The 20,734-nt window shown below is 63.5% G+C and carries 13 protein-coding genes and 3 pseudogenes; 6 read left to right on the forward strand and 10 right to left on the reverse strand.

All coding sequences use genetic code 11. The annotated features are described in order from the left end of the window. Positions 1-114: 114 nt before the first annotated feature. The gene (locus QNA11_RS01290) at positions 115-2,499 is read right to left on the reverse strand and encodes a bifunctional diguanylate cyclase/phosphodiesterase (protein WP_283481651.1); all 2,385 of its coding nucleotides are present in this window, start codon (positions 2,497-2,499) and stop codon (positions 115-117) included. A gap of 302 nt (positions 2,500-2,801) precedes the next feature. Here QNA11_RS01290 and QNA11_RS01295 point away from each other — a divergent pair, with 302 nt between their 5' ends. Next, on the forward strand, positions 2,802-4,121 hold the full coding sequence (locus QNA11_RS01295; protein WP_283481652.1) for a glycosyltransferase family 4 protein: 1,320 nt from the start codon (positions 2,802-2,804) through the stop codon (positions 4,119-4,121). A 189-nt stretch (positions 4,122-4,310) separates the two neighbouring features. On the opposite strand, the gene QNA11_RS01300 is transcribed toward QNA11_RS01295, so the two are convergent. The 5 genes from QNA11_RS01300 to dctA form a co-directional block, all read right to left on the reverse strand. Then, the gene (locus QNA11_RS01300; RefSeq protein WP_283481653.1) at positions 4,311-5,210 is read right to left on the reverse strand and encodes an FkbM family methyltransferase; all 900 of its coding nucleotides are present in this window, start codon (positions 5,208-5,210) and stop codon (positions 4,311-4,313) included. Between the two features lie 17 nt (positions 5,211-5,227). Then, positions 5,228-6,814, reverse strand: coding sequence for an OpgD/OpgG family glucan biosynthesis protein (locus QNA11_RS01305; RefSeq protein ID WP_283481654.1), 1,587 nt, complete (start codon positions 6,812-6,814; stop codon positions 5,228-5,230). Between the two features lie 99 nt (positions 6,815-6,913). Continuing rightward, complete coding sequence (locus QNA11_RS01310) at positions 6,914-7,147, reverse strand: hypothetical protein (protein WP_202072554.1); 234 nt, start codon at positions 7,145-7,147, stop codon at positions 6,914-6,916. 100 nt (positions 7,148-7,247) lie between these two features. Further along, the gene (ssb, locus tag QNA11_RS01315; RefSeq protein ID WP_283481655.1) at positions 7,248-7,766 is read right to left on the reverse strand and encodes a single-stranded DNA-binding protein; all 519 of its coding nucleotides are present in this window, start codon (positions 7,764-7,766) and stop codon (positions 7,248-7,250) included. A gap of 293 nt (positions 7,767-8,059) precedes the next feature. Continuing rightward, positions 8,060-9,322 (reverse strand): C4-dicarboxylate transporter DctA, encoded by a 1,263-nt coding sequence (gene dctA / locus QNA11_RS01320; RefSeq protein ID WP_283481656.1) that lies wholly within the window; start codon positions 9,320-9,322, stop codon positions 8,060-8,062. 127 nt (positions 9,323-9,449) lie between these two features. Between dctA and QNA11_RS01325 the strand changes: the two genes are divergently transcribed. After that, the gene (locus QNA11_RS01325; RefSeq protein WP_283481657.1) at positions 9,450-10,403 is read left to right on the forward strand and encodes an AIM24 family protein; all 954 of its coding nucleotides are present in this window, start codon (positions 9,450-9,452) and stop codon (positions 10,401-10,403) included. A gap of 263 nt (positions 10,404-10,666) precedes the next feature. Next, positions 10,667-11,527, forward strand: a pseudogene (locus QNA11_RS01330) (IS481 family transposase); the annotation flags it as partial. Here the strand turns inward: QNA11_RS01330 and QNA11_RS01340 are convergent. Together QNA11_RS01340 and QNA11_RS01345 are read right to left on the reverse strand one after the other, a co-directional pair. Beyond that, a pseudogene (locus tag QNA11_RS01340) lies at positions 11,527-13,595 on the reverse strand (recombinase family protein). The pseudogenes QNA11_RS01330 and QNA11_RS01340 overlap by 1 nt on opposite strands. Further along, complete coding sequence (locus QNA11_RS01345; protein ID WP_283481660.1) at positions 13,585-13,800, reverse strand: hypothetical protein; 216 nt, start codon at positions 13,798-13,800, stop codon at positions 13,585-13,587. Before QNA11_RS01345 ends, QNA11_RS01340 begins: the two are co-directional and overlap by 11 nt. 360 nt (positions 13,801-14,160) lie before the next feature. Here QNA11_RS01345 and QNA11_RS01350 point away from each other — a divergent pair. From QNA11_RS01350 to uvrA, 3 genes and pseudogenes are all read left to right on the forward strand, one after another. Next, positions 14,161-14,502: pseudogene (locus QNA11_RS01350) on the forward strand (IS481 family transposase); the annotation flags it as partial. A gap of 150 nt (positions 14,503-14,652) precedes the next feature. Continuing rightward, positions 14,653-15,033, forward strand: a complete 381-nt coding sequence (locus QNA11_RS01355) for a hypothetical protein (RefSeq protein ID WP_283481661.1) — start codon at positions 14,653-14,655, stop codon at positions 15,031-15,033. Between the two features lie 105 nt (positions 15,034-15,138). After that, positions 15,139-18,141 carry an excinuclease ABC subunit UvrA gene (uvrA, locus tag QNA11_RS01360; RefSeq protein WP_283481662.1) on the forward strand — a complete coding sequence of 1,001 codons (3,003 nt, stop codon included), beginning with the start codon at positions 15,139-15,141 and terminating at the stop codon, positions 18,139-18,141. Here the strand turns inward: uvrA and QNA11_RS01365 are convergent. Beyond that, a complete protein-coding gene (locus tag QNA11_RS01365; RefSeq protein ID WP_283481663.1) occupies positions 18,098-19,369 on the reverse strand; it encodes an O-antigen ligase family protein in 1,272 nt (423 codons plus the stop codon). The genes uvrA and QNA11_RS01365 overlap by 44 nt on opposite strands. 12 nt (positions 19,370-19,381) lie before the next feature. Further along, positions 19,382-20,548: a glycosyltransferase family 4 protein gene (locus tag QNA11_RS01370; RefSeq protein WP_283481664.1), complete on the reverse strand. Its 1,167-nt coding sequence runs from the start codon at positions 20,546-20,548 to the stop codon at positions 19,382-19,384. Positions 20,549-20,734: the final 186 nt, after the last annotated feature.

Raw genomic sequence — 20,734 nt, forward strand, 5'->3', positions numbered from 1 at the left:
CGGCGCGAGCGTCGGGAATGGCGCCGAACCAATCGTGCGGATTTCGTATTACGCAGTCTCCTCAGCACGAGGGTTTTTTGCATTTGCGCAAAACACTTGGGCCTCGACGCCTACTTAAGCGGCCGCCTTGTCCGTCTCCTTGGGCGCGCGGTCGACGATATTGACGAAAGCCTCGATGAGAGCCGGTCTTCCGATCAGATAGCCTTGCGCTTTGTCGCAGTGTTCGCCCGCGAGGAAGCGAAGCTCCTCCTGCGTTTCGACGCCCTCGGCGACAACGGGCAGGCCGAGGCTGCGCCCGAGACCGAGCACGGCGCGGACGATAGTGGCCGACTGATCGCAGTTCGTGACCGAGCCGATGAAGGTGCGGTCGATCTTCAATCTGTCGAAGGGAAATGCGCGCAGATACGTCAGCGACGAATAGCCGGTGCCGAAATCATCCATCGCAATTCTGACGCCCATGGCTTTGACGCTCAGCATGGTTTCGAGCGCCCGCTCGAAATCGACGATCAGGGTCGTTTCCGTGACCTCCAATTCGAGGCGGGCGGGATCGAGCCCGGACGCCGTGAGGATGTTGCGCAGGATCGCCGGGAAATGACGGTTGCGCAGGCTGGCGGCCGAGATATTGACGGAGATCGACAGCGGGTTGCGCCATTTGGCGGCTTCGCGGCAGGCGGCGGCCAGCACCCATTCGTCGAGGCGCAGCATGATCCTGCTCTCCTCCGCGATGGGGATGAAATCCGTTGGCGGAATGTTGCCGCGCGCAGGATGCGTCCAACGCAGCAGGGCTTCGAAGCCGACGATTTCATTCGTCGAAATGTCGGTCTGGGGCTGATAGACGAGATGCAGCTCGTCGCCGTCGATCGCGCTGCGCAGATCCTGCTCGATGGCGCGGCGGTCGCGAATGCGCGCCGCCATGACCGGATCGAAGTGGCGATAGCCGCCGCGTTTTTCCGCCTTCGTCTGATAGAGCGCCATATCCGCGTGGGCGAGCAGCGTTTCGCGGTCGCCGCCATCGGCGGGATGAAGGGCGATGCCGATGCTGGCCGACATGACGGCGCGCGATCGGTTCTTGTCATTCTCCATTTTGATCGCGTCGAGGATCGCCCGGGCGACGCGGCCGGCGGCGTCACGATCGGCGATGCCGGGCAGGATCGCGGCGAATTCGTCGCCGCCGAGCCGGGCGAGCGTCGCGCCGCCGCCCAACGCCGAGGAAACGACGCGCGCGAATGATTTGAGCATCGCGTCGCCCTCGGCGTGGCCGAAGAGGTCGTTCACTTCCTTGAAATGATCCAGGTCGATGAGCATCACGGCGATGCGGCGTTCGCAATCCATCGACGGGGCGATCTCGGAATCGAGCGTGTCGTAATAGCTGCTTCGGTTCGGCAGGCCCGTCAGGACGTCGTGATGCGCGAGGAAGCGGATGCGGTCTTCGGCTTTTTGCCGGGCGCGAATATCCCGGACGGCGATGGCGATATGGGGGCTACCCTCGAAGTCGATCGTGCGGCAGAGCAGCTCGACGCGGATCGGCCCGCCCCTCTCGCAAATGAGATCGGTTTCAAACGGCGTTTTCTGCGCCGCTTGGGCGGCTTCGCAAACATTATCCTTGGGAACGAAGGCGGAAAGATCGGCTCCGAGGACGGATGTGCGATCCCTGCCGACAAGGGCGAGGAAACTGTCGTTAGCGGTGACGACCACGCCGTTGCAGCAGATCAGGAGCCCTTCGACGGCGGCGTTCGCGAGCCCGCGCATGCGCTCGGCTTCCGCGAGGCGGCGCCGGCGCTCGTTCTCGTTCAGAAGGCCGAACAGCGAAAACGTCACGATCAATATGCTCGACGCGGCGCTGACAATCGCCATCGCCGATGGCGAAATCGCGTTGGGGGGAATGGCGATCGTCGGATCGGGAATGACGGACATGGCGGCCATGCCGGTGAAATGGAGACCGCCAATCGCGGCGACCAGGAAGACCGCCGCCGCTGACCGCGCCGCCATCGAGGACGCGCGAAGGGCGCGGCTCAGGCCAAGCGCCGAGAAGGCCGCGCCGGCGATCACAGAGGCGGCCACGAGCGCGCCATCCCAGGACATGCGGCCGGCGACCCTGAAAGCCGTCGCGCCGACATAATGCGTCGCCGCCAGGCCGATCCCGAAAAGCAGGCCCGCGACAGGCGCGGCGAATCTGAAATGCACCGAAAGCGCCAGGCGGAACGCGAGGAAGCTCGACGCAATCGAGCCGAGGAGCGCGGCCAAGGCCAAAGCGGCGTCGTAGCCATGGTCGACGCCAGGGGAATAGGCCAGCATGGCGACGAAATGCGTGGACCAGACGCCGAGGCCGATGGCCGTGGCGCAGACGGACAGCCAGGACAGGCGTTTGCCTCCCCCTGTCTCGGCCGCATGCGCCAGCAATGCGATGGCGGCGAACGCGGTCAGCGCGCAAACGCACGCGGCCAGGAAGACAAGCGATGGATCGTGCTGTTCAACCATACCAGCGTAGATGACAGGCATGAGTGGGTTTCGCCTCCGGCTGTCGCGGGCCGGGGCGGCGAACCGCGCCGTTCATGTCCGTCAACTGCGCGGCGTCATGCCGAGGGGCGGACCGCCCCTGTACAGTCCCATGCGAGCATCATCGGAGGAGCCTTCAGCGACGTTAAAAGAATTAGGAAAAACCTCGGTGTAGCCGGAAGCGCCAAGCGCGGCCATGGCGCTGGAGCACGTTAACTCGAATGCGGAACCCTGCGCTATTGGGCCGCGATTGCAAATGGCGGCCGATGCGCTTATGCGGGGCCGATCCTTCGGAAGGTTGGCGCATGACGGATTTCGACGCTCAGAATCGTATCGACGATTATCTTCGGCGCCAGGTCTTCGAGGAAGAATGCTTTCTGCGCGCCTATGAGATGGACCCCTATACGCGGACCGTCTATCGGCGCCTTCGCGAATTGTACTGGACCGTCTCGAGACTGCTGAAGCGCGATAATGTGGCGAATGCGTCCAGCGCATTTCGCGCGCCGATCTTTCCGGCCGCCGTGCAGCTCCAGCCGGGGCCGCGTATTCTCATCGACGCGACCGATCTCGTGGCGAGCGGCAAGGCGACCGGCATCCAGCGCGTCGTCAAGGAGATTTCCGTCAACGCCGCAGCGCTCGGCCTCGGGCTTCCCGTCGTCGTGAAGGCCGGAAAGCTCGTGGCGGCTTGCGGGGAGGGGGGCGAAACGATCGAGTGCCGAGAGGGCGACATATTGCTGCTTCTCGACGCCGGCTGGAACCGGCTCGACGATTACGCGCAGCTCCTGCAGGATTTTCGGGCGCAGGGCGGAAAGATCGTCGCTTGCCTCTACGATCTCTTCCCACTGCTTTATCCGACGCTTTACACGCACACGCTGATCGCGAATTTCGAAGCCTGGACGCATCGCGTTCTGCTGGATTGCGACGCCATTGTCGCCATCTCGAAGAGCGTCGCGGATCGTTTCGCCACCTATGTGAAAGGGCTAGAGCGCAAGCCGCGGGACGGGATGAAGCTGGGATGGTGGCGCCTCGGCGCGGATTTCAAGCAAGAGGACAAAAAAGCGCCCGCGCCGTCGATCGAGGCGCTCGCGCGGCGCGCGCCGTTTTTTCTCAGCGTCGGTACGGTGGAAACCCGGAAAGGCTATCCGGTGGCTTTGGAGGCTTTCGAAAGACTCTGGGCGGAGGAGCTCGAGGCGAATTACATCATCGTCGGCCGCCCGGGGTGGAACGCCGCGGCTTTCGAAGACAGGTTGCGGGGGCATCGCGAGAAGGGGCGCCGGCTCTTCTGGCTCGACAACGCCAGCGACGCGGATTTGGCTTTTCTCTACCGCGAGGCCCGCGCGGTGGTTCTGCCGACCATGGCCGAAGGCTTCGGCCTGCCGCTCGTCGAAGCGGCGCATTTCGGCGCGCCTGTGATCGCCAGCGACATTGCCGTGTTTCGGGAGATCGGCGGCGACGCTGCGTGTTATTTCGATCTTCTTGACGCGGGGAGCCTCGTCGAGCGGATTCGCCAAACGCTCGCTTCGGAAAAACACGCGCCGGTTATCCCCCCATCGAGTTGGAGCGACTCGGCTGCCGAGCTGATGAGGATGCTGCGCGAGGATTGCTATCAGCGCAGTCTCGGTTGATCGCGTCTCATATAATGAATCCAGAGCCCAAGAGCGCTGGTTTTACTCAGCGCCCGTCATTGCGAGCGAAGCGAAGCAATCCAGGGCGGCGACGCGGCCCGGGATTGCTTTGTCGGCTCCGCCTCCTCGCAATGATGGCGGCGGCGCGAGCGTGGGGAATGACACTGAACCGATTCAGCGGACCTCGTTTCAGAAGCGGAAAGCCCCGAGAATGTAATCAGGCTTGTCCGGCGAGCAGGGGGCGTCCAGGGGCGTCGGAAAGGTCTCCTGGCTCGGCTCGAAGCGATAGCGCGCGCGGCTGGCGAAGGAGATTTCCAGAACATCGGGAAGCGGGATATTCGCAATGAGATTATAGGGGACGCAATTATTGGCGTGCACATGCGTCACGGCAAAGAGGCGATGGAGCTTTTCGAGGACGCGCTTGGCGCGAAAATAGAATTGCGGCGAAGCGAGCTGCGAGAGGTCGTGAAACTCGCACACGATCTGCGCGTGCTTGACCAGAAGCTCGTCGGGAGTTGCGTCGAAGACCTCCCATTCCCACCCTTCGATGTCCATTTTCAAGAACAGGTCGGGCGTGTCACTCTTGGAGAATTCCGAGACGAGCGCCGCAAGCGACTCGCTGTCCGGGCCTGGCTGGGCCGCGATCATTTTGCGGTGGAAGCGCAGAAGCGGGTGCGAGGAAGGCGCGTTTTCGACCGAGTGGTCGAATTGCTCGACTGGAACGCCAGCCTGCGCCATTGCGAGATCCCAGGCGTCATCGTCACAGACGCCAAAGGAAAAAGCGTGGATCACGCCGGCAAGATCGTCGAGCTGGACATAGCCGCCGTCGCCAGCCGAGCCGACGCGCGCCTTGGCGACGCCGATCGCTTTTTGTGGCTCCAGTAGCCGAAGCGTTGCGCGCAATTCATCCTGCAGCGCTCGCGTGCCGCTCGCAGAGCTCTGCGGGAAACGAGGGAGCAGCAAATCCTTTATCTCGATGAGGCGCGCTCGGGTCTCCTCGTGACGCCAGTCTGCGTCATTGACGGATTGCGGCAAAGCCTTGCGCCGCCATTCATCGTATTTCTTTCCGAGCTCCCCCAGCGTCGTCATTTCCGCCCCTCCGCCCGTCAGAACGGGTGATATTGATACAGCCAGTTCTCCGAGATCACCTTATCGCCGTTCTTCAGGAAAAGGCGCATCTCCACCGGATCGGTTCCGTCGACGGTGAGGTCGAATTGAGCGCGCCAGTGGCCGGGCACGCCGTCGAAAACCGCTTCGGTATAGATGTAAGAGAAGGTCCCGCGCGAGGCCCAGAGAATGGGCTCGGGCTTCACGCCATAAGGGAGCTTGGCGAGCGGCTCGCCCAGAAACTCGACCATGAATTTACGCACGCCTTTGGGCCGGGGCTTGCCGGGCTGACCGCCATTGCCGAGCCGCGTCGCGACGCAGCGCGCCAGGCCGGCGGGGTAGGGCTCGTCGGCCAGCCAGTGCAGGCGGTAGGAAAATTCGAAGGCAGCACCGGGGACAGCAGGCTTATCGGGAACCCACATGGCGACGATATTGTCGTGGATTTCGTCGTCGGTCGGGATCTCGATGAGTTGCACCGCGCCCTTGCCCCAGTCGCCTTTCGGCTCGACCCAGACGCTCGGACGGCGGTCGTAGAAGACATTGTCCTGGTAATGGTCGTAGCTGCGGTCGCGCTGCATCAGGCCGAACCCCTTCGGATTTTCGTCGCCGAAGGCCGAGGCGACGACGCGCGAGGGGTTGTTGAGCGGTCGCCACAGGCGCTCGCCGGCGCCGGTCCACATGCTGAGGCCGTCGGAGTCGTGCACCTCCGGACGCCAGTCGACGGCAGTCGGCTTCACAGTCTCGGAGAACCAATACATGGAGGTGAGCGGCGCAATGCCGAAGCGGGTGAATTTGCCGCGCAGATAGAGCGCGCAGTCGATGTCCATCACGACGCCCTTGCCGCGCGTCATGAGAAACTTATAGGCGCCGACGATCGAGGGGCCTTCGAGCAGCGCGTGGAGCACCACGCCGTCCTCGGTCTCGGGCCCGACATAGATATGCGTAAAGTCGGGGAATTCCTCGCTGGCGCCGGCCTGCCAGGTGTCCAGCGCGACGCCGCGCGCCGAAAGCCCGTATTGCCGCAATTCGCCGATGGCGCGGAAATAGGAGGCCCCGAGAAAGGCGACCCAGTCGTTCTTCTTCCAGTCGAGCGGACCGTCCTTCGATTCCTGAATTCGGAAGCCTGCGAAGCCCGCCCCCGGCGGCAGTTGCCGCGCGACGGAATCCTCGGGCATGTTGAAATAGCTCGTGTCGTAAAGCACCTCGCGCGCCACGCCGTTTTCGACGGCGTGGATACGCACGGCCTTTTTGAAGAACATGCCGAGATGGAAAAACTCGATCGGAAATCGCTCCTTCGTGTCGGCGAAGAGCGCGTGATCGGTATTGTAGGTGATGTGGCCCCACTTCTCGTAGTCGATCTGCGAGGTAATTTCCGGGGCGGGGATATTGGGCTTGCGATAGGGCTCCCTGACAAGCCGCTGCGCTTCCTGCTTCAGCGCCTCGTAGGAGAAGGGCGTGGGCTCGCCGAGCTTGACGTTGGAGATGCGCGACGCCGCGGCTTCGGCCGGCCGGGCGCCGACGGCGCCGAGCGCGCTCGTCGCGGCCGCGACTTTGAGGAAGGAACGGCGGTCCTGCTTCTCGATCATCTCAAGTTCCCTATCGACGAAAACCAAGGAGCCTATGGCGTCGCAATGCGGCGCTCTCTGGGCGGAACGCTTGACGCTTCAACGAGGGCTTGGGCGCGCTCAGCCGCGGATCGGCTCGTTGCGGATCGCGGTCTTCATAAAGAAATAGAGGCCGATGAGGCCAAAAGCCGCGAAGACGATCTCAATGCCGCGGCTGATCATCGGATCGAGCTGGAATAGGCCGCCGAGCGCCCAGCCAGCCGCCCAGGATGCGCCGACAAGCTCCGTCCCGACGAGGATCGCGACGGCGACCAGCGTGGAAAGGTGCAGGTAGTTGATCGGCTTCTGGCTCATGTCCGGCTCTCGGTGGCGGCGCGGCGCCGCGTAAGCCCTGCTATATCAAAGGAAGGCGGGAGGCAATACCGCGCCCTTTCTCCGCATCGCTCTTAGCGGCTCAGAACGGAATATCGTCGTCGAGCTGGTCGGAAAGGCGGCCGCCGCCCGCGGGCGGAGCCGGCCGGCGCTCGGCGGGCGCGCGCTCCATGGGCGAGGAGCGGCCGAAGGAGCCGCCGCTCTGGCCATAGCCGCCGCCTTCGTAATCACCCTCGCTGCGGCCGCCGCCCTTGCTGTCGAGCAGCGTCATCTCGCCCCGGAAACGCGGCACGACCACTTCCGTCACGCGACGCTGATTGCCGTCCTTATCCGTATATTCGCGGGTCTGGAGCTGGCCCTCGAGATAGATCTTGGCGCCCTTGCGGCAATATTGCTCGGCGATCTTGCCCAGAGCCTCGTTGAATATCTGGACATTGTGCCACTCGGTGCGGTCCTTGCGCTCGCCCGTGCTCTTGTCGCGCCAGGACTCGGTGGTCGCGAGCGAGAAGGAAACGACGCGGTCGCCTGACGGGAAGGTCCGCACTTCCGGATCACGGCCCAGATTGCCGACCAGAATGACCTTGTTCACGCTACCCGCCATGTCTCTCTCCACTTGCTTTCTGCGGAGCACTCTAGTGCAACGGTTTGCCTATCTCGCGCGCGGGAATCATTTGTCCACAGATGATGCGTCGGCGCCGCCGGGCTTGTGTTCTTTTTTTGTTCTAGCATCCGACAGGCGTCGGCGCAAGCGACCTTGGTTCGCCCTCATCCGACCCTCGCTCACGCGAGGGCCACCTTCTCCCGCGCGCGGGAGAAGGAGACGTGTTGAAAAATTTGTGATCCGAAATGGACGGCTCTCCCTTCTCCCGTTTACGGGAGAAGGTGGCCCCTGCGTCAGCAGGGGTCGGATGAGGGCGCCAGCTCCACCGCCAGCTTCTCCCGATCGAGTTCGCCCTCCCAGGCCGAAACCACGATCGTCGCCACGCCATTGCCGATGAAATTGGTCAGCGCGCGGCATTCGCTCATGAATTTGTCGATCCCCAGCACGAAGGACATGCCCGGCGCCAGCGACGGATCGACGGCGGTGAGCGTCGCGGCCAGCGTCACGAAGCCTGCGCCCGAGACCCCGCTCGCGCCCTTGGAGGTCAGCATGGCGACGACAAGGATCGTCGCCTGATGGGCGAAATCCAGCTCGACGCCCATGGCCCGCGCAATGAACAGGCTCGTCAGCGTCATATAGATATTGGTGCCGTCGAGATTGAAGCTGTAGCCCATCGGCACGACGAGGCCGACGACCGATTGGGAGCAGCCGAGGCGCTGGAGCTTCTCCATCAGGGCGGGCAGGGCGCTTTCCGAGGAAGACGTGCCGAGCACGATCAACAGCTCGTTCTTCAGATAGGCCAGAAAACGGAAGATGTTGAAGCCCACCGCCGCCGCGATGACGCCGAGCACGATGGCGACAAAAAGCGCCGACGTCAGGTAAAAAGCGCCGATCAGGCCGCCGAGCGACAGAAGCGCCGCCGAGCCGTATTTTCCGACCGTATAGGCCATGGCGCCGAAGGCGCCGATGGGCGCGGCTTTCATCACGATGCCGATGAGCGCGAACATGGCGTGGCCGGCGTCGTCGACCCAATGGCGCATCGGCCGCCCCTTCTCGCCGAGCGACAGCAATGCAAAGCCGAAGAGCAGGGAGAAAAGCAGCACCTGCAGAATGTCGCCCTTGGCGAAGGCGCCGATGGCGCTCTCCGGGATGATGTCGAGAAGGAAATCGACGCCGCTGTGCCTGGCGGCGGCTTCGGTATATTTCGCGACCGCCGCCGCGTCGGGCTTGCCGGCGAAACCCGCGCCGGGCTGCAGCAGATTGCCGACCAGAAGCCCGATCGCCAGCGCGAAAGTCGAGACGATCTCGAAATAGAGCAGCGCCTTGACGCCGACGCGGCCGACTTTCTTGGCGTCTTCGATGTGCGAGACGCCGGACACCACAGTGCAGAAGATGATCGGCGCGATCGCCATTTTGATGAGCTTCACGAAACCGTCGCCGAGCGCCTTCACCCAGTCGGCGGCGGCGATTTCCGGCGCGAGCCAGCCGAACAGCGCCCCGAGCGCGATCGCCGCGAGGACCTGGACATAGAGCAGGTGGTGAAGGGGTTTTTTCATGCCGGTCTCTGGCGAAGCCTCTATTGGCCGCGCTTATGGCGGCAAAATCCGTTTGCGTCCACGTCGGAAGATTGTTCGCGGGCGGGAGCGTCGCTAAGATTCAGCCAGATTCCAAGGGGAGGAGCGCATGAGCGCGGGCGATAATGAGACCTCATTTCTCGGGCAGGGCATCCAGGGCGGCGGCTCCTTTCTCGGGGGCGGCGGTCTGACGCAGTGGAGCGCCGCCCCGCCGGCGCCGCAGGCCGGCGAGGGCCTCGCCTTCGAGATCAAGGGCCATGAGCTGCAGTTCCTCGAAGCCGAGCTGCGTCCCGGCGAAGCCATGATCGCCGAGGCCGGCCAGATGATGTTCAAGGATGCGGCGGTCTCCATGGAGACCATCTTCGGCGATGGGAGCGAGCCGCAGAATACCGGCTTTTTCGGCAAGCTCCTTGGCGGCGCCAAGCGGGTGCTTTCGGGCGCGACTTTGTTCATGACGCGCTTCGCCAATGCGAGCGGCGACCCGGCGCGCGTCGCCTTTTCCGCGCCCTATCCGGGCAAGATCCTGGCGCTGCGTCTCGACCGCTATGGCGGCGAATTGTTCTGCCAGCGCGAGACCTTCCTTGCCGCCGCGCAGGGCGTGAAGATCGACGTGGCCTTTCAAAAGAAGATCATGACCGGGCTTTTTGGCGGCGAGGGCTTCATCATGCAACGCCTCGCCGGGCAGGACTGGGTCTTCGTCCATGCCGGCGGCATGGTGGTCGAGCGCGAACTTGCGCCGGGGGAGGAGATTCACGTCGACGCCGGTTGCCTCGTCGCGCAGACGGCGACGGTCAGTTTCGACGTCGTGCCCGTGGGAGGGATCAAATCCATGATCTTCGGCGGCGAGGGCTTCTTTTTCGCGCGGTTGATCGGGCCGGGCCATGTCTGGCTGCAATCCATGCCGGTTTCGCGGCTTGCCGGGCAAATACTCTCCCGCGCGCCGGCGCATGCCGAGGTGGGCGTTGGCCATAGCTGGGGCGGGGGCTCCGGCGGATCGTCGGGAGACTCGTCGTCTTTCGGCTCCTGGGGCGACTCGTCGGGTTCCGGCGGCGACGACGCCTGACGATGCTCCAGGCACATGGTCGCTACCCACGTCATGGCCGGGCTTGTCCCGGCCACCCACGCCGAGGGGCACAGTCCAAACTGGACGCGTGGTCGTGAATGATAAGTTTAGGCAGGGCGTCGATGTACGCCCAGCGGTCGCCGTGGTTTGCGCGGCGTGGGTGGCCGGGACAAGTGTTCAGTCCGGATAGATGACCGACGGGTGTTCGGGGACATAGCCGACACGTTCACAATGGCTTGGATTGGCAATTTGGAGGGCCGTCCATGCCGTGGCTGGAGGTGTCGATCGTGGAACAGCGTCGGGAGTTTGTGCGGCTTGCGAGCCAGGAGGGGGCGAACCGGCGGGAACTATGCCGCGGGTTCGGCATACACCCGGATACGGGTTACAAATGGTTGGCCCGCTGGGCCGAAGGCGAGGCGGGGCTGGCCGATCGCTCCCGCCGGCCGCGCAACAGCCCCTCGCGGAGCGCGGCCGAGACCGAAGCGCTGGTGCTGTCGGTGCGGGACGACCATCCAGCCTGGGGCGCGCGCAAAATCCGGCGCGTTCTGGAAGAGCGCGGCCACGCCGTTCCCGCCTCTTCGACCATCCACGCCATATTGAGCCGGCGCGGCCGCATTGTCTTGCCCGCAGGCGCGCCGGGCGGGCCCTATCAGCGCTTCGAGAAGGACGCCCCCAATCAGCTCTGGCAGATGGACTTCAAAGGTTGGGTCAAGCTCGCCGACGGCCGCCGCTGCCACCCTTTGACCATCGTGGACGATCACTCTCGCTTTGCGCCTTGCCTCAAAGCCTGCGGGAATCAACAAGGTTCGACAGTTCAAGGCCATCTGACGACGACCTTCGAACGCTATGGTTTGCCTGACGCCCTGTTCGTCGATAACGGCGCGCCGTGGGGGGACGCCTCGGGCCATTGGACGGCCTTGCGGCTCTGGCTTTTGAAGCTGGGCGTTAAAGTCATCTATTCCCGGCCCTATCACCCGCAAGGCCGCGGCAAGAACGAGCGCTTCCATCGCACCCTCAAGGCCGAAGTCTTCGCCATGAAGCGCTTCGCCGACCAAGCCCAGGTCCAGCGCGCCTTCGATGCTTGGCGCGAGGTCTACAACCGCGCATCACAACACCCATCTCTCTATGTTATTGAAGGGAATAGGCTTTGCTGGCCGCGGCCTGGTCCCGCGGGGTATCTCGCGTTGCGACGCGCTCTTTCGACGATCGATCTGGCCGCGTCGGTCGCAAGCGCGGCGCGCGCGAATATCCAGGGTCCATCTGGCAAAGGCCGTCGGGCTTCGATCTCGCCGACTTCCACCGCCAGTCGGAGGGTCTTGGGCGTGACCTTCAATAGGCGTGCGGCATCGGAGAGGTTAAGCCAGGGCTCGATGCCATCCTCAGCGGCTTTGAACACCGGGATGCGATGGTGCGAGCGTAGCGAGGTGACGCGCTCGCGGGTCCAACGGTTGCCGTGGCCGGTCTTGAGGCCATTGCGGTTGAGAAGGCCGGCTATCAGATCGTCGCTGGCGATCAGCACCAGCTCGCGTACGGCGGCGATGATGTCAGCGGGTGTGCTGTTGCGCTGTCCGCGTCGGCGCTTCGGCAAGCGAAGTTCGCTGTGAACGCCACCTGTCCAGTGGACGGCGATAACGATCTCGGAAGCATCGTCGTCGATATCCGCCACGACCTCGTGGATCAGCGTGCGCACGATGCGCTTCTTCAACCGCGCGTCCGTCGTCGGGGCTGACCAGACTGTTTTGAGGTTCGCTCCCAGCAGGGCAAGCGCGGGCGGGTCGATCGTCGGCGTCGGAGAAGCCGCCTCATGCGCAACGATCTTGCTTTCGACGTCGGCGATGCGGACAAGGGCCTGATTCCAGCGCGCCTCGAGTTCGCTGGCGACCAGCCGGTTGGCAGGGTCGGCGGCGTCATACTGCCGGAAAGCGCGGTCGGCGGCATAGCGCGCCGCCTCGAGATCGCGGCCAAGAGCGTCGCGCACCTGATCCCGACGCTCGGCAGCCTCCTCGGCCGCAGCGACCGATGCGGCAATGGCGCCGGGACCAACAACGCCAAGAAGCGCGTCCTCGATTGCATCGTCGACGCGCAAGCCCCGAACGCGATGCAGCGCGGCTCGCCATTATCCATCCAGCCGCGCGAGCAACTGTAACGCGGGATATGATGCCGCATGCCGCTATAGCGTAGCGTCAGTTTGCGCCCACAGCGGCGACAACGGATCAGGCCGGCGAGCAAGGCGTCGCCATGTTTGGGCGCGCCGTGATGCCGGCTCGTTGGAATGTTGCTGGAAACCATGGTGCGGATCGCTTCGAACCTCTCCCAGCTCACATAGCCGTCGTGGGCGCCGGGCTTCAGCGCAAGCCAGTCGGCGCGTGCTTTGCGGCGGATTTGCGCACCGGCGCCCTTGGCGCCGTATCCCATCGTTGCGGCCGTTCTACCATAAGCATAGGCGCCTCCGTAGGCCGGGTTCTCGACCATCCTGTGGAGGGTGGCGTAATTGGGCCGTCGCCAGGTTGTCTCGCCATCCCTCTGCTTCACGGGAAGCTCAAGGTCCTGCTCATGGAACCAAAGCAACGCCTGTCGCGCGCTGCCGAGCTCCTCGATTTTGTCGAAGACCAGCGCGATTGCCGCTTGCACGCGCCGATCCGGATCCTTCTCGTATCGGTCGCCGGCCTTCACGAAGCCCACCGGAGCCGCAACGACGAGTTCGCCGCGCCGGGCCTTAGCGTAACGGGCGGAAAGCGAGCGCTGGCGTAGAAGATCGAGCTCGTATTCGTTAAGGCTTCCTTTGAGCCCAAGCAGCAGACGATCATTGCCGTGCCGAGGCGCGTAGATGGTCTCCTGATCGACGAGCACGGTATCGACGACGCGGCACATCTCGATCAGTTGTTGCCAATCCCGGCTATTACGGGCGAAGCGCGAGACTTCGCGGGCGCAGACGGCGCCGACCTTGCCGAGGCAGACCTCGGCGACCATTCGCTCGAAGCCGGCGCGCTGCACGCTGCCGGCCGCCGAGCGGCCAAGGTCCTCATCGATCACTTCGATCTCTGTGAAGCCCAGCGCCGTCAGCCGATCTCGCATGGCGTATTGTAAGGCGCCACTCTCGCGGTTGTGCAGCACTTGGTGGGCCGAGGATTGGCGCACATAGAGGATCGCCTTGCGCTCCAGATGGTGAGGGCCGATCTTGTCATTGCTCATGGCCGGCTCCCCTCGTCGTTGTCCGCGCATGCGCCAGGATCAGCCGCGTCATCAGACCGATCAGCGCTTCTCGCGCATCCTTTGGCAGGTCGAGCCAATTGGGTGCGCCGGCCGCTACCCCCTGTGAGAATAAATCCATCTGCTGCGGCGGGAGGCGCCGCTTGAGCCGTTTGCCGGTCACTGCCGCCGTCGTCTTCCGCACCATGGGTCTCTCCCTGATTCGGGTCGTGAGAGACTCCGGATGCGCTGGGAACCCGGGCATTCGATGATGGCGCCGTGTTCTTCAACACCTGATCGAGCAGCGCGGATAACGCGCTGAGCGCTTGCAGACTAACGACGGGAACGGAGGAAAAGCGTACGTCGGACCCGCATGCAGCGCGATCAAACATCCATGCGGGGATCTCGAGCCACCGCTTGACGTCCGAGCCGTCGACTGAACACCGGAATACGCTGCCATCCGTCTTATCAATCGACGCGTGGATGAAGACCTCACGCCCGAACCACGGATGGAGTCGATATAAAACCTCCCTGCAAGCGGTCTTGTGGGTGTTCTCAAACCTTCTTCTATAATTTCGAACGCCCGCATGAAGCCTTGGGCCAGAAGCCTCCCGCCAGCCGCTATCGCCCAAGCCCGCGGCCGATGCCAAAGCGCCTGCCCGCGCCCGAATACGACGAAGGCGAGATCTTGCGCATCGTGCCGCGCTCCAAAGACTACATCAGCTTCAAGGGCCGTCTGTGGAAAGTGCCTCAAGCCTTTCGGGGAGAACGCCTGGCCATCCGCCCCCGCGACAAGGACGGTCGGTTCGCCGTCTGCTTCGCCTCGCACTTGATCGCAACCATCGACTTGACCGAACCCGAAGGCGTCGGTCATGTCTCCGAACATATGTCGGCTATGTCCCCGGACTGAACAACAAGCCCGGCCATGACGTGGTGTGCATTTGGTGGCCCTCTAGGGGAAGTTTGGCTGGGCGAGCCTGATCGACGAAGCAAATTATGAACGGCATTTTTTACTCACCCGTTTGAGGCCCAAATGAAACCTATCGAGCTGATATTTGCGTTGGGCGCCGGCGTTTTCTTCTCCGGCGTGGCTCATGGTGCCGGCTGCCAGCCCGGCAATGAAAAATGCCCGCTTATTTTGAAAATGAATCGGGGTTCGGATACGATCTCGTTCTCATGCGTATTGTCGTCCGCCAAGCCGGGCTGCGCGGCGAGGTTCGAAGCCCGCGCCGGTCAGGTTGCAACCCTGCGCGGCGATCCGATCGCGCATGAGAATCTGGTCTTTCCCAGCGGGGACGGCGCGGACGAGCTCGAGCTCGGCCCCTACACCCTGCCGGAAACAGGGACGTACACGCTCAAATTATCTTATGGCGCTTCCATGATGTCCCGCGACGCAAACGACCGCCCGGCGAAATACAACTGGACGCTGCGCATTCATTGACCCCTTGGGCTCGCGTCGCCCGCGATTTTCGCAACGCAACAAGTGGCGTTTGTCCCCGGCAGCGCTTAGATTGACGTTTCCCGCGTTTCTACCAGCCTTCGGCAAATGGCGAGCACCAGCAAGAAATCCGCGCAGACCCTAGAGAAGACCTTCGACGCCGCCAGACGTGCGGCCGACGAAAAGACCATCTCCATCCGAGGCGCCCGCGAGCACAATCTCAAAAACGTCGACTTGACGATACCGCGCGATAAATTCGTCGTGTTCACGGGGCTGTCGGGCTCCGGCAAGTCGTCGCTCGCCTTCGACACCATCTACGCCGAGGGCCAGCGGCGCTACGTCGAGTCGCTCTCGGCCTACGCCCGCCAGTTTCTGGAGATGATGCAGAAGCCCGACGTCGACCAGATCGACGGGCTCTCGCCGGCCATTTCCATCGAGCAGAAGACGACCTCCAAAAATCCGCGCTCGACCGTGGGCACGGTGACGGAAATCCACGACTATATGCGCCTGCTCTGGGCGCGCGTGGGCGTGCCTTATTCGCCGGCGACCGGCCTTCCGATCGAGAGCCAGACGGTCTCGCAGATGGTCGACCGCGTGCTCGCTTTGCCGGAAAGCTCGCGGCTCTATCTGCTCGCGCCCGTCGTGCGCGGCCGCAAGGGCGAATATAAGAAAGAGATCGCGGAGTTTACGCGGCGCGGCTTTCAGCGTTTGAAGATCGACGGCGCCTATTACGACATCGCCGACGCGCCGCCGCTCGACAAGAAGCTCAAGCACGATATCGACGTGGTCGTGGACCGCATCGTGGTCCGCAAGGATATGTCGTCGCGCCTCGCCGATAGTTTCGAAACGGCGCTGGATCTCGCCGGCGGGCTGGCGGTGATCGAATTCGCCGACAGCAAAGCGGGCGCGGAGCTCGCGCAGGCGGCGGCCAATGTCTCGACGCATTATGCGCCGGGACACATCGTCTTCTCGTCGAAATTCGCCTGTCCGGTATCGGGTTTCACCATCCCTGAGATCGAGCCGCGGCTTTTCTCCTTCAACAATCCTTTCGGCGCCTGTCCGACCTGCGGCGGCATCGGCTGCGAGCAGAAGGTCGACGCCGATCTCGTCGTGCCCAATCCCAAGCTGACCCTGCGCAAAGGGGCCGTCGCGCCCTGGGCGAAGTCATCCTCGCCCTATTACATGCAGACGCTCGAAGCGCTGGGAAAGCACTACAAGTTTCGGCTCGACAGCGCTTGGGAGGACCTGCCCGAGAAAGCGCGGAACGTCATTCTCTTCGGCTCCGGCAAGGAGGAGATCAAGTTTTCGTATGAGGACGGCTTCCGCGCCTATGACGTGAAGAAGCCCTTCGAGGGCGTCGTCATCAATCTGGAGCGGCGGTTTCTCGAAACCGATAGCGAATGGGCGCGGGAGGAGATCGGGCGCTTCATGTCGGCGACGCCGTGTCTTGCCTGCGAAGGCTTCCGCCTGAAGCCGGAAGCGCTCGCGGTGAAGATCGCCGGCAAGCATATCGGCGAGGTGTCCGAACTCTCGGTGCGCATGGCGCTGGAGTGGTTCACCAAGCTCCCGGGCCAGCTCGACAAAAAGAAGAACGAGATCGCCTTCCGCATCCTGAAGGAAATTCGCGAGCGGCTGACCTTCCTCGTCGATGTGGGTCTCGATTATCTGACGCTCTCGCGCAACTCCGGCACGCTGTCCGGCGGAGAGAGCCAGCGCATTCGTCTCGCGTCGCAGATCGGATCGGGGCTGACAGGCGTGCTTTACGTTCTCGACGAGCCGTCGATCGGCCTGCATCAGCGCGATAACGACCGTCTGCTCGATACGCTGCGCCGGCTGCGCAATCTCGGCAACAGCGTCATCGTCGTGGAGCATGACGAGGACGCGATACTTGCCGCTGATTATGTGGTGGACGTCGGCCCCGGCGCCGGCATTCATGGCGGGCGGATCGTGGCGCAGGGAACGCCGCAGGAGATCATGGACAATCCTGTCTCGCTGACCGGCCAATATCTCACCGGCGAGAAGCAGGTGCGGCTCGTCCACAAGCTGAGAAAGCCGACGCCGGGGCGTTGGCTCAAGCTCTCCGGCGCGCGCGGCAACAATCTCAAGGATGTCGACGCCCAAATTCCGCTGGGGCTTTTCACGGCGGTGACGGGCGTCTCCGGCGGCGGCAAGTCGACGCTCGTGATCGAGACGCTCTACAAGGCGATCGCGCGGCGTCTCAACAACGCCCATGAGGTTGCCGCGCCTTTCGATCAGCTCGAAGGGCTGGAGCATATCGACAAGATCATCGACATCGACCAGTCGCCGATCGGCCGCACGCCGCGCTCCAATCCCGCGACCTATACGGGCGCCTTCACGCCGATCCGCGAATGGTTTGCCGGCCTGCCGGAGGCGAAGGCGCGCGGCTATGCGCCGGGACGTTTCTCCTTCAATGTGAAGGGAGGGCGCTGCGAGGCGTGCCAGGGCGACGGCGTCATCAAGATCGAGATGCACTTCCTGCCGGACGTCTACGTCACCTGCGACGTCTGTAAGGGCAAGCGCTACGACCGCGAAACGCTGGAAGTGAAATACCGCGAAAAATCGATCGCCGATGTGCTCGATATGACGGTCGAGGAAGCGGCGACGCTGTTCAAGGCCGTGCCGTCGATCCGCGACAAGATGGAGACCTTGAAGCGCGTCGGCCTCGACTATGTCCATGTCGGGCAGCAGGCGACGACTCTCTCGGGCGGCGAGGCGCAGCGCGTCAAGCTGTCGAAGGAGCTGTCGCGCCGCTCAACGGGCCGCACGCTCTATATTCTCGACGAGCCGACGACGGGCCTGCATTTCCACGATGTGGCGAAACTGCTCGAAGTGCTGCACGAGCTTGTGGAACAGGGCAATACGGTCGTCGTGATCGAGCACAATCTCGAAGTGATCAAGACCGCCGATTGGATCATCGACATGGGGCCGGAGGGCGGCGACGGCGGCGGCGAGATCGTCGCGGCGGGCCCGCCCGCCGACATCATCAAGGAAAAGCGCAGCCACACCGGCCGTTATCTGGCGGAAGTGATGGCGCGGCGGCCGCTCGTCAGCGAGAAGAAGCCGGCGCGGCGGGGCGCGAAGGTGGGGTGAGGGGCTCCCGGCCTCGGTAGATCCATCTCTGCCGCTGCGCTTCGAGGCCCCAAACGGCGCCGAGCATGAAGAAGACGAAGCGCCAGTGGTCGACATCGATTTGGAAGCCTTGCAGGAACAGGCCGATGGCCGCAGGCACGACGGCTTGCGCCTGACGCTGCGCGGGCGAGAGCGTGAACATCAGCCGCAAGCCGATGAAGGCCGTCACGCCGATGAGTAGAAAGAAGAGTAAGCCGCCGATCCAGCCATTGTTGGCGAAGGCGCCAACATAGGAATTATGCGGCTCGAGATCGAAAATAAGGCGGAAACGCAACGGCCCGAAGCCCATGAATCGATCGAGCAGCATCGGGATCGAGCGGAGCTGATTGCCGAAACGACCAGTGGAGCCTTCGTCATAGTCCTGTGTGGCTGCTGTGCGCTGGGAGAAGAATTCCCGGGTCTCGGGGACTGAGAGAACCACGGCGATCACGACGCCGATCATCGCCACGGCGCCAAGCGCAGCCATCGCGATCCGGCGTTTCATCTTCCGATCCGTCGAGGCGACGAAGACGGAGGCGAGCATCAGAACGAAAGCGACGACTGTCGCGCCATAGGAGCCGCGCGAGAAAGACAGAAACATGCCGAGGAAAACGACGAGCAGCATCGCGCCTGTGAGAATGACGCTGCGCGTTGGTCCGACAATCAGCCGATGCGCCAGAGTGACGATCGGCAGCACGAGAAAGGAGCCGAGAACATTGGGGTCTTTGAACGTGCCGGAGGCGCGGCCCGCATGCAGGAAGACGCCTTCGCCAAACCCGGGGATGCCGGAATAGCCGAGAATGCCGGCGATCGATGCGATCAACGCGCCGGCGATATAGGCGTTGAGGCATAAATTCACGCGGCGGTTCGTTTCATTGCCCATGAAGAGCGCATAAAATAGGCCGGTGAGAACGAGATAGGCCGACTGATACTGGTAGAGTGATGAGTCGGCGCTGTCCCAATAGGGAATGAGCGCCAGAAAGCCCATCATCGTATAGGCGATGATCAGAAAGGCGAAGACGAGGAAGCTGCGGTTGATCGAAAAGCCGCCGAGAAACCAGAGCGGCATGGCGACGAGCGAGGCGAAGTCATAGGGCGAGGGTTCGATGATCGCGATCGCGCCGCAAGCCACGAATATAAAGACCGCGACGTCGACGAGGCGTTGGTAGTTGATGACCAAGCCAGTCTTTTGCGCGGCGGCGTCTATCATCCGTTGCGGCTCTCAGCGGCCTGCGGCCCGCGCCGCAATGGCGTCGCGATAGCCTTGCAAAACATCGTCGACCATGCGCGAGACCGAAAACCGTGAGGCCACATAGGCCGAGAGCGCCCGCGCTTCCTCTCGGAGCGTCTCCGCCGGTTGCGAGAGCAGCCGCGCGAGAGCGTCCGCCAGGATTTCCGGGTTGTCGGGTTGAATGAGGCGATCCGCATAGGGGCCGAAGATTTCCGGCACGCCGCCTACATTGGTGGCAATGAGCGGAACGCCCGCCGCCGCTGCTTCCAGCACGATATAGGGTAGGGATTCGAAGCGGCTCGGCACGACCATCGCGCGCCCCAAAGCGAAAGCCTCGCGCGCCGGCCGTGGGCTCCCGAAGACGATTCTGTCCGCCAGACCGGCCTCTTGCGCCTGGCGTTCGAGCGCAGCTCTATTTGGCCCGCCGCCGATCAGCAGAAGGCGCGGCGTCAGGCCGCGTCGACCGAGCAACACCATGGCGTCGATCAGCGTGTCGATGCCTTTGGCGTCGCGCAGCTCGCCGACATAAAGCAGATCCACGGCGTCCGCCCGCGGTTGCACGGGCGCGAATTCGTCCTCGGAAACGCCATTGGGAATGATGCGCGCGAGGCCCTTCGGCTTGCCGACGAACGCCTCGAAGCGGGAGGCGATAAAGGCGCTCTCGAACAGCAGTGCGTCGGTGCGCGTGGCGAGCAAGGCTTCCATCGCCATGAAGATGCGATGGCTGAGAGAGCCGGGCTCGTAATTGAGGCTTCCGCCATGCGGCGTGTAGATGCGGACGGGGCTGTTATCCCCGGAGAACAGGCCGTTCGCGCGCGCATAAACGCCGCCCTTCGAGCCATGGCCATGGACGACATCGGGTTTCAACGCCGCGATGCGCTTGTTGATCGCGATGGCGGCCACAAGGTCGGAGGGATGCGGCAAACGGTGGATCGGCAGGCGCATGACGCCGAGAGAAAGCTTGGGGAGCAGTTCGGCGAATTGCTTCTCCGCCGCTTCACCGCCGGTGGTGGAGTCCGCGATCAGGCCGACCGCATGGCCGCGCGCGATTTGCGCTCGCGTCAGATCGAGCACATGGCGAAACAGGCCGCCCACGGGGGCGCGAAACACATGCACAATGCGTAGCGGCGCTGCCGAATGTTCCGCGGACTGCTGCACCAGGGATGTCCTTTTCCCTCTGCTTTATCGCGCCGCTCAGCAGAGTCGCCCATTTTCGCCCCAAGCGACTATTTTGCTTCTTGCTTAAGAATAAGTTAGCGGCGCCCGAGGATCGGGCGCCGCTGCAGGAATTTTTGCCATTTAAGCAGCCTGCATTCCCGACGGGCTGGGGATCCAGAGCAAAAC

It is taken from the genome of Methylocystis sp. JR02 (assembly GCF_030063565.1).
Lineage (GTDB): Bacteria > Pseudomonadota > Alphaproteobacteria > Rhizobiales > Beijerinckiaceae > Methylocystis > Methylocystis iwaonis.